The organism is Nonomuraea maritima (assembly GCF_900100395.1).
GTDB lineage: Bacteria > Actinomycetota > Actinomycetes > Streptosporangiales > Streptosporangiaceae > Nonomuraea > Nonomuraea maritima.
This window is the reverse complement of record NZ_FNFB01000051.1, coordinates 18,281-27,904: the sequence shown is the minus strand read 5'-3', so window position 1 is coordinate 27,904 and position 9,624 is coordinate 18,281. Positions and strand designations below refer to the sequence as shown.

The following is a 9,624-nucleotide window of genomic DNA, read 5'->3' as shown; positions in this document are numbered from 1 at the left end:
AAGTCCGTGCACGACGCCGGATGGGGCCAGTTCACGGCGATGCTCGCCTACAAGGCCGCCCGGTACGGCCGCACGCTCGTCAGGATCGACCGGTGGTTCCCGTCCTCGAAGCTGTGCTCTGCATGCGGGACCGCCGCCGAGTCGATGCCGCTGCACGTCCGGTCGTGGTCCTGCCTGTGCGGGGCGGCCCACGACCGGGACATCAACGCAGCCAAGAATATTCTGGCCGCCGGACGGGCGGACAGGCTAAACGCCTGTGGAGGCCGGGTAAGACCATCGATCGCGGTGGCACAGGCCGACGAAACAGGAAGCCACAGAGGTGCCGCGTGAAGCGGCACGGGCTGAATCCCCGACCTTCAGGCCGGGGAGCGCGTCAAGGAGAAGGACGCCATGACTGAGACTGAGCACGAGGCAGCCTGGCCGCCCGAAGACATCGAACTGACCCTCGACTGCGACTCCGACATTGACAGCGACTCCGAAGAGATCTACGACGCCAAAGGCAACCTGATCACGGACGACTACGTACGAGACGCGATCAGTGACGTTCATCGCGCGATCGACGAGGGCCGCGTACACATGCCTACCGGCCGCCCCGGACGTCCCTCGCTCACGGGCGAGGGCGCGCATTCCCCAAGGGTCTCCTTCAGAGTTCCGGAGGAGTTGCGTGAACGCGCGAAGGCCCGCGCCTAGCGGGAAGGGAAGAGCGTGTCAGCGCTGGCGCGGGAAGCCTTTGAGCAATTCCTGAGAGCAGGATGAGCACTCGCCTCAGCGCCCGAACAACTCCAGTAGGGTCCGTGCCGGACGGCGCCGTCCGGGGACGGTCGGCACGTTCGTCGCCCGTAACACCGTGTCCGAGCGAGAGGCGCGAGCGCGACTGATCGAAATTGTCAGTGGGGCCGACTAGGGTGGCGGAAATCTTGACCACGGGCAAGGAGGCAGGATGTCGGTGCCACCCCGTTTGGCTCCACTGCTGGCGCAGCTTGACACATCGCTCGCGATGGCGCTCGAGCGCATGCAGGGGCTCACGGACGAGGAGTTCTGGTGGTTGCCCGAGCGCGACGCCGCCACCCTGGCGCCGAACGCCCGGGGCAAGCTTCGCCCAACACCACTTCCGGACGAGTCACCGCGTACGCGAACCATCGCTCTGCTCGTCGGCCATCTCGGTGACATGGGCATCATGCGCGCCGACTACACCAACGGCGGCCACACCCTCACACCCGATGATCTCGACTGGCCCGACAACGTGGCCGACGGGATCTCCTTCATGCGTGAGGGCTGGGCGACCTGGCGTGGCGCCCTGACATCTCTGCAGGATCACGAACTCGACATGGTCGGGCGCAGCGCGTTCCCTTGGGGCCTCGACCCCGGCCTGCCGATCCTCGACATCGCCTGGTGGATGAACCGCGAGCTCATCCACCACACAGCGGAGATCGCCTTCGTCCGCGACCTCTACGCCCGACGCGGCGCTTAGCACCGCGTTGCGGACAGGCTCCCGCGGTGCTTGTGCTCGGTCAGAGGGCGTGACCAGCTCCAGAACGTACGCGCTTTTCGTCACTTCACCGCGAGTGCAGCTCGGATCAGTGCCGCGTCGCGGTCGAGCAGCTCTCGCGGCCGCTTCTTCCAGTCGGCGGTGACCACAACGCCGTCGCCCGGATAGCGCGGCACCACGTGCAGGTGGACGTGGAAGACCTCCTGCCCGGCGGCTTCCCCGTCAGCCAACGACAGCCGCACCCCGTCACAGCGCAGCCCCGACGCCCGCAACGCGACGGAAACCTGCCCCGGCGTCCGTCGCCCGGCTGGTCTCCGTAGGGCGAATGTCCGGCGTAAGGCTAAACTCCGCGCCATGGAGATTGGATCATGAAGCTCGGAGAGGCGCTGGTCAGGGCGTTAGGGTACGGCTTCATCATGCTCGTGGCGACGGCCATCGTCGGAGCGGTCCGCTTCCTCATCGAATGGGATTTCATGGAAGCGCTGGAAAGCGGCAGCGCTTCTGCAGTGGCCATCACCGCCTGCTTGATATATCAAGATCGGCGGCAACGTAGGCGCGGCAAAGAGCCTCCGTCATCTGAATAGAGACGCCGCTCCGCAGAGTCCCTCACGGGGACTGTCCTTTGACGCGGGAAAAAATCCGCCGTCTCGGCCGGCCGTACCTGTAGGGCCCTCGTTGACGCACGGGATTGGCTTGCGGATCGTAGCCGGCCCATCGAAACATGATGACGGTGAAACCGACGAGTGTGGTGAATCCACCGGAGAAAAAGGCAAGGAACATCACCAAGGACATTTCCTCCGGATCATGAACCCCGACCGGTTCTCCATCGAGCCAGATCGTCGTGGCCCGGGCCTGCGTGGCGACGATCACTCCGGACACGGTCGTGATCGCACCCAGGACATATCCAGGGGTTCGCGTCCAGGATCTCGTGGCGGTGAGTACACAACCCACCACCAACCCGACAGGGACAGTAAGGAACTGGCCGAGCAGGAACGTCGTCAAGACTGCCAGCCGTGCGTGCTCGAAGCCGTCGTCGCCACGTTGCAGCCACAAGAGCGGCACTGCTATGGCGCTGCCAAGAAGACCGATCGCCAGCCACCGGAGTATCGCCACGCGCAGCATCATCGTGGACTCACTCGTGGCCGTGCCACCCCGAACTGAGTTCTGCACGTCCAACAGCCGGCCTGGATTCGCATCGTTGAGCATCAAAGCAGTCGCTCGGCGTGGGTCCTCGGCACATGCTCACTTCCATGAGCAGCCTCCCCGACCCTTTGCCGGAGTTCCTCGATTGCCACTGCCCGGACATCTATTACTGCGCCCGGGTCGGCGAGGTCGAATGCCCTCGGCACAGCGGCTTCGACGTCTGCTGCGACGCGATCGATCAGCACATACCGATCCGCGCCCTACCTGCCCCCCGACCGATTTTCCGCGCCTCGGCTCGCGTCCTGCTCGTCGACAACCATGATCGGATCCTGCTGTACCGGGCGCTGCCGTCCATCCAGGATCCTTACCACGCCTGGTACACCCCTGGGGGCGGCATCGAACCCGGGGAGACACCACGCGCGGCGGCCGCGAGAGAGCTTCGTGAAGAGATCGGCCACGTCGTCCGTCCCGAGGCTCTGGGACCTGTCGTCGCCACGAGCGCCGGCGACTGGATCCGCCACGACGGCACTCTGATGCGCTCGGAGGACTCCTTCTTCTTCCTGCGCGTGCCGGCCCTGCAGGTGGACATCTCCGCCATGGAGCAGTCCGAGCGCTCGCTGATCGACTTCTTCCGCTGGTGGACGCCGGCCGACCTGCACGCCTCGGACGAACTCGTGTTCCCCATAGGCCTCGCCGACCTGCTGGAACGCCTGGTGAGCGGAGAAACGCCATCCGAACCGGTGGTCATGCGCTGGGACGCACCGGACCCCACCACCGCACAGGACAGTGACCCAAAGGGCTGACAAACGTGGACCGATCGAGAACGTGGGGCAGACCGGCACATGCCACGCCCAGGCATCTCGCCGACCTGCTGACCCGCGTGATCAGGGCTCGTAGAGGTCCCTCTCGCTGAGGACCGGGCTGCCGTGCTCGGAACGGCCCAGCCGGGACGCTGAGCCGAACATGGGGCCACGAGCGCGCCGAATCCCGGCGAACCGTCCGAAACCGAGCGGCTGCGGCACATCATCGTAGACGGCCTCCATGCCGCCCTTGATCGAGTACGTCTCATGCCAGAAGCCGGTGCCGCCGGAGTCTCGCAGGAAGTCGAGCCACCATTGTCGATGGGGCTCCGACCGGGCGAAGGCGAGCAGCGACGGCAGGTCGCGCCAGTACTGCCGCATCCCCATGTTCATCGGGAAGATCGAGTAGTAGACGGGCTCGTGCAGCAGCAGTCCGTCCGGCTTGCCGGCGACCGACTCACTGATCTTCCGTCCGAAGCTGAAGAAGGTCCGGACACCGTACAGGTGGTTCACCCGCATGCCGAGATACAGGACCAGGAGATCTGGATAGGCGGAGAGGTCGACGGTCTGCCGGTTGACTCGGGTCGGCATCTGGGGTTCCTCCGGGGTCGGATCACGTCTGGTCTGAGGCCGGGCAACGACTCTCAAGCACTGCGAGTAGACGCCGTTTGTGCCCTTGTCATGCCCGGCAAGCTATGTCGGCGTACTTGACGACGACTGAACCGCCCGTTCAGTGTTCGTCCATTACCCGGGTTCAACGTGGATCTGCAACCGAGGTGCGAACACCACACCGAAAGGTCCACATCATGACGACAACTCGTAGAGCGGTGCTGGCAGGATCAGCCGCAGTCGCAACGGGCGCCCTGCTCGGAACCTCCCCGGCGCAGGCGCACACCCGCCGGCCGGGGGCCAAGCCCACGGTGGTCCTCGTGCACGGCGCGTTCGCCGACGCTTCCGGCTGGAACGATGTGGCGGCCCGGCTCATCCGCGACGGTTATCCGGTCATCGCCCCGGCGAACCCGCTGCGCGGTGTCGCCTCCGACTCCGCCTACCTGGCGAGCGTTCTCGCCACGCTCACCGGTCCGATCGTCCTGGCCGCGCACTCGTACGGCGGAATCGTCGTCACGAACGCCGCGGCCGGCAACCCGAACGTGAAAGCACTGGTCTACGTGGCGGCGTTCGCCCCCGACAAGGGAGAGTCGCTGCTGGAGCTGCAGACCAAATTCCCGGGAAGCAAGCTCGACGAGGCCGCGCTCGACTTCCGCCCGTACGGCGAGGGGACCGTCGACGGATACATCAAGAAGGAATTCTTCCGTCCCGTTTTCGCCGGCGACGTGCCGAAGCCTGCCGCCGACCTGATGCATGCCGGCCAGCGGCCCGCTGACGCCCGCGCGCTCGGGGAGCCCTCCGGCGCTCCCGCCTGGAAGACCATTCCCTCCTACTACCTCGCCGCCAGGAACGACCAGGTGCTTCCCGTCGCGGCGCAGCGGTTCATGGCCCGGCGGGCCGACTCGAAGATCCATGAGGTCAACGCCTCGCACGTCGCGATGATCTCGCAGCCCACCGTGACGGCCGACCTCATCAGACGCGCCGCTCGCTGACCCCCGCCGACGTCGCCCGGCGCGCGACGTACTGCCGGGCGACCGTGCAATCTGGAGGACAAGACCATGCATCAGCGTGCGTACGAAGGCCAGTGCACTGCTGAAGAGAACCGACACACCGCTGCCGAGTCGTCCCTCGGCAATCCGAGGCCGACACTGTTCGCGCTGGCGCTCGGCACCTTCGCGATCGGCACCGGCGAGTTCGGCAGCAACGGCATCATCCAGCTCTTCGCGGCGGATCTGGACGTGTCGATCCCGGTCGCCACGCACGCGATCACCGCGTACGCCATCGGGGTGGTGATCGGCTCCCCGGCGATCACCCTTCTCGCCGCCCGGGTCAACCGGCGCACTCTGCTGCTCGGCCTGATCGTGCTGTTCCTGGTGGGCAACACGCTGTCCGCTCTGGCGACGAACATCGAGCTGCTCGTCGTGTTCCGTTTCGTCGCGGGCAGCGTGCAAGGGGCGTTCTTCGGCGCGGGGGCCGTCGTCGCCGCGTACACGTACGGCCCGGGCAGGGGCGGCAAGGCGTTCGCCACCGTGATGGGCGGACTCACCGTCGCCACCATCATCGGGTCGCCACTCGGCACCTTCATCGGGCAGAACGCCGGCTGGCGCACCATGTACTGGACGGTGGTCGCCATCGGCCTGCTCGCCGGCGCTGCCCTGGTGACCTGGCTGCCACGTACCGACGACCTGCGTGGCGGCTCCGTCGCGAACGAGCTGAGCGCCCTCCGCCGGCTCGACGTCTGGCTGATGAGCGCCGTCGCGGCGCTCGGCATCTCCAGCATCTTCGCCGTCTACACGTTCATAGCCCCCTTCGTCACCGACGCGGCGATGCAGGACGCCTCGCTCATCCCGATCGCGCTCGCCGTCTTCGGCCTCGGCATGGCGGTCGGCAACCACCTCGGCGGACGCGTCGCCGACGGGTACGAGCACCGCGGTCTGATCCGGGGCTACGGCGGTGTGCTCGCGCTCCTGGTGGTGATCGGCGTGGCGGGCGGCAACCTGTGGATCCTGCTGCCCTGCCTGTTCGGTGTCGGCGCGACCATGATGTTCGCGATCCCCACCATCCAGGTCAGGCTCACCGGCTTCGCGCCGGACGCCCCGACCCTGATGGGCGCGCTCAACCTGGCCGCGCTCAACCTGGCCAACTCGCTGGGCGCGATCGGTGGCGCGATCACCCTCGACGCGGGCTGGGGAACGCTGTCCACCGTCTGGGCGGGCTTCGTTCTCACCTCAGCCGGGCTGCTCCTCTACGTCGTCGCTGTCGCCCGGGCGAAGCCGGCAGCCGGTCCCGGTCTCCTCCCGGCTACGGCTCGACCAGATGTTCCGGCCCGATAGGACGCCGCATGCCGAGCTCTCGCATCAGGTGCTCAGCCCGGCGGGTGAAGAGGTGCGCTCCCCGCTCGGCGGACAGCGTACGTGCCCGCTCGGCCGCTGCCCGGACCACTTCGACGCGGGCGCCTCCGGCCATCAGCAACCGGGCCCGCAGCAGGAACAGCAACCCCTCGGCGTAGCGCTCGCCGTAGGTCTCGACGACCCGTTCGGCGTGGTCGAGGGCGACGGCGGCGGCGTCCGGCCTGCCGGCGGCGAGCCACATCTCGCTGATCAGGCCGTACCAGGTGGCGCGGCCGGTGAGCGGCGGGCCGGGCAGCATCTCCGTCAGCAGGGCTTCGGCCTCGGCCGCGGCCGTGGCTGGGTCGAGGCCCGTCACGGCGCGCGCCCAGCACCGGATGACGCGGAGGTGCGCGCCGAAGAAGGCGAAGGAGAATCCGGGGTCCTCGGCGATGCCTCGTTCGGTGACGCGCAGTGCCCATGCGGGGTCGTCGGCGAGCGCCGCGATCACCGAGGCGAACGACGCCCATACCGTGATCGCGTACGGGTCGGACCCGGCGGCCTCCAACGTGTCGAGCACCGGCCTGGCCGCGTCGAGGTCTCCGTGCAGGGCGGAGATCTCGGCGTGCATCCCGGCCGCGATCAGGTGGAGATCGCGCCGCAGCGGGAACTCGCTGTAGCCGGCGATGTCCTCCAGCAGCGTGCGGTCCGACCGCCTCTGGTAGTCGAACGCGCTGCCGATCTCGCCGATGGCCCACTGGTAGATGGCCCACGCGTGCAGGCCGTAGGCGCGCAGGACGGGATCGGCCGACGCCTCGGTCTGGTCGAGGAACTGCCGCGCCAGCCGTTCGGCGCGGTCGAGCTGCATCCCCTGGCAGTAGGCCGCCTGGCGCGACAGCAGGAAGTTGACCGCCTCCTCCTCGCGGCCGAGTTCGCGGGCCAGGTGCTCGGCGCGTTCAAGGAGGTCGGTCGCCTGGCCGACGTACCCGGACCCCATGCCGATGACCGCGGTGAGCTGCGACAGCGCGGACAGTTCGAGCTCGGCGAGACCCGCCGAGCGGGCCACCCGCGTCGCCGACCGAAGGTGCTGCTCGGCCGCTTCGAGCGCGGATTTGGCGACCGCCCGGCGACTGGCACCGATGAGCGCCCTCGCGGTGCGGGACGGGTCCGCGAGGGGACCGGCGGCCCAGAGATGGCGGGCGACGGACTCCACGCTGCTTCCGGTGGCTTCCAGCGCGTCCGCCACGCGGAGATGCAGCCGGATCATCCGGTGCGGCGACATGGCCGTGGCGACCGACTCACGGACCAGGTCGTGCGCGAAACGCAGCGAGAACGGGTTCCCGGGAGTCGGCCCGAGCAGGCCGAGGTGGTCGACGGGCTCAAGCCGGTCGAGGCAGGCCTGGGTGTCGAGCCCGGCGACGCGGGCGAGCAGGCCGAGGTCGACGTCGCGGCCGATGAGGGCCGCGGCTTGGAGCAGGTCGTGCGCCTCGTCGTCGAGGTGCGAGACGCGGTCGCGCACGACGTCCCGCACGGTCGACGGCACGGTGGACGGCACGGCCGCGTCCCCGCTGATGTCGCCCCCCGCTGCGAGCAACCGGGACAGCTCCCGGACGAAGAACGGGTTGCCGGCCGTGCGCGCGTGTATGCCGCGCACGACGCCGTCCCCGAGGTCGCGGCCCGCCTCGCGGCGGACGAGTTCGGCGACCCCGGCCGGTCCCAGCGGGCCGAGGCGTATGCGGCGATGACCGGACACCCGGCTGGTCACCGCGAGCAGCCGGGACAGCTCCGTCCCCAACGTGGGAGCGCGGTCGCGGAACGTGCCGATGATCGCGACACCGCTCGGCAGCCGGACGGCCAGGTGACCGAACAGCTGCAGGGAAGCGACGTCGGCCCACTGGAGATCGTCGATGACGAGCACGACCGGCCGCACGGCGGAGACCTCGCGGAGCAGCGCGGCGACGAGTTCGAACAGGCGGAACCGGCCTCCGGCGTCGGCTTGCTCCGGCTCGGCCGGTGCCCGGTCGTCCGACTCGACGAGGTAGCCGAGCTCGCCGGTCAGCCACTTCTCGCGGGACGCCGGCGCCAGGGCGTCCAGGACCGCGCCGACGGACCGCACCCACGGCCACATCGACGGTGCGCCGGCGTCCTCCAGGCAGTTGCCCCACACGACGTGCGCGCCCTGCCCGTGCGCCGCATCGGTCACCTCTTCGACCAGCCGCGTCTTGCCGACGCCCGGCTCGCCCTCCACGAGGACGAGCCCGGTACGGCCGGACAGGGCGGACTCCACGGCCTGCCACACCACAGCGAGTTCCTCGACCCGGCCGACGAGCGCCGGCTGCCCGGCGTCGATCGGGTCGGCAGCGGCCCGCGGTGGCGGGACGCCGGCGCCCAGCACACGCTGGTGGGCGGCCCGCAGCGCCTCACCGGGGTCGATGCCGAGTTCCTCGACCAGTCGCGCACGGACGCCCAGGTAGGCGGACAACGCCTCGGCCTGGTGTCCGGCGGCCGCCAGAACCGAGACGAGCGCGGCCTGGACCGGCTCGTGCAGAGGGGCCAACGACGCGGCGAGGCGCAAAGGCGGGAGTACGCGCTCCGCCTGGCCCAGCGAGACGGCAAGCTCGGCCGCCGCGGTGCAGGCGTCGAAGAACTCGTGGTCGAGCGCGACGAACGTCGACATGGCGGCAGCCCCGTGATTCCAGCCCTCGGCCGCGGACCCGCGCCACAGCCCGAGGGCGTCGACGTAGCAGGCGAGCGCATCCGCCGGCCGCCGCTCGGCCACGGCGGCCCCGGCCGCCCTCACCCGGCGACGGAACTGGACGAGATCGAGGGTCTCCGACTCGGCCACGAACAGGTAGCCGTTCCCCCGGCGCTGCAGATAGGCCCCGCTCTCCCGCGCCGGCAGCGACGGTTCGAGGAGCCGGCGGAGCGCACCCACGTACTTCTGGACGATGTTGAGCGCGCTGGCCGGCACGTCGTCCTCCCAGATGAGGTCGATCAGCTGATTCGTGCTGACGGGCCGGCCGGCGTGGGCCAGCAGCAGCGCGAACAGGAAGGCCTGTTGCCGCGGGCCGGTGTCCAGCTCGACGCCGTCCTGCCAGACCCGCAACGGGCCGAGGACCTTGATGCGGAGCGCGCGCTCGTGAGCCACGGTCGGGATCCCCTTCTCTGCGGTGGGTCATGGACCCACCGCAGAGAAGCACCCGGTGCCCGGCCAGGACACCAGGGACGGTCCCTAGTCGTCGATCCCAGGGTTGGG

11 protein-coding genes are annotated in these 9,624 nt (G+C 69.1%); 7 read left to right on the top strand and 4 right to left on the bottom strand.

All coding sequences use genetic code 11. From position 1 onward, the window contains the following. The 3 genes from BLR04_RS38270 to BLR04_RS38260 form a co-directional block, all read left to right on the top strand. Window positions 1–330, top strand: a 330-nt coding sequence (locus BLR04_RS38270) for an RNA-guided endonuclease InsQ/TnpB family protein (RefSeq protein WP_143022413.1), incomplete at its 5' end; no start/stop codon positions are given. A 60-nt stretch (window positions 331–390) separates the two neighbouring features. After that, entirely contained in the window at window positions 391–690 is a 300-nt protein-coding gene (locus BLR04_RS38265) for a hypothetical protein (protein WP_090774065.1), read from the top strand. A gap of 250 nt (window positions 691–940) precedes the next feature. Further along, window positions 941–1,471: a DinB family protein gene (locus tag BLR04_RS38260; protein WP_090774064.1), complete on the top strand. Its 531-nt coding sequence runs from the start codon at window positions 941–943 to the stop codon at window positions 1,469–1,471. Between the two features lie 80 nt (window positions 1,472–1,551). Here the strand turns inward: BLR04_RS38260 and BLR04_RS42540 are convergent, their stop codons facing one another. After that, window positions 1,552–1,845, bottom strand: coding sequence for an HIT family protein (locus tag BLR04_RS42540; RefSeq protein ID WP_090774063.1), 294 nt, complete (start codon window positions 1,843–1,845; stop codon window positions 1,552–1,554). A gap of 12 nt (window positions 1,846–1,857) precedes the next feature. Between BLR04_RS42540 and BLR04_RS38250 the strand changes: the two genes are divergently transcribed. Next, the gene (locus BLR04_RS38250) at window positions 1,858–2,073 is read left to right on the top strand and encodes a hypothetical protein (protein ID WP_090774062.1); all 216 of its coding nucleotides are present in this window, start codon (window positions 1,858–1,860) and stop codon (window positions 2,071–2,073) included. Window positions 2,074–2,095: 22 nt separating this feature from the next. Here BLR04_RS38250 and BLR04_RS38245 read toward each other — a convergent pair whose 3' ends face one another. After that, window positions 2,096–2,614, bottom strand: coding sequence for a hypothetical protein (locus BLR04_RS38245; RefSeq protein WP_143022412.1), 519 nt, complete (start codon window positions 2,612–2,614; stop codon window positions 2,096–2,098). 125 nt (window positions 2,615–2,739) lie between these two features. On the opposite strand from BLR04_RS38245, the gene BLR04_RS38240 reads away from it, so the two are divergent. Next, window positions 2,740–3,435 (top strand): NUDIX hydrolase, encoded by a 696-nt coding sequence (locus BLR04_RS38240; protein ID WP_090774066.1) that lies wholly within the window; start codon window positions 2,740–2,742, stop codon window positions 3,433–3,435. A gap of 81 nt (window positions 3,436–3,516) precedes the next feature. Here BLR04_RS38240 and BLR04_RS38235 read toward each other — a convergent pair whose 3' ends face one another. Continuing rightward, window positions 3,517–4,023, bottom strand: a complete 507-nt coding sequence (locus BLR04_RS38235) for a monooxygenase family protein (RefSeq protein ID WP_090774060.1) — start codon at window positions 4,021–4,023, stop codon at window positions 3,517–3,519. Between the two features lie 215 nt (window positions 4,024–4,238). Here BLR04_RS38235 and BLR04_RS38230 point away from each other — a divergent pair, with 215 nt between their 5' ends. Beyond that, entirely contained in the window at window positions 4,239–5,033 is a 795-nt protein-coding gene (locus tag BLR04_RS38230) for an alpha/beta fold hydrolase (protein WP_090774059.1), read from the top strand. Between the two features lie 66 nt (window positions 5,034–5,099). Next, window positions 5,100–6,374, top strand: a complete 1,275-nt coding sequence (locus tag BLR04_RS38225) for an MFS transporter (protein WP_090774058.1) — start codon at window positions 5,100–5,102, stop codon at window positions 6,372–6,374. Here the strand turns inward: BLR04_RS38225 and BLR04_RS38220 are convergent. Beyond that, on the bottom strand, window positions 6,343–9,516 hold the full coding sequence (locus tag BLR04_RS38220) for an ATP-binding protein (protein WP_090774057.1): 3,174 nt from the start codon (window positions 9,514–9,516) through the stop codon (window positions 6,343–6,345). The two genes, BLR04_RS38225 and BLR04_RS38220, sit on opposite strands and share 32 nt — an antisense overlap. Window positions 9,517–9,624: the final 108 nt, after the last annotated feature.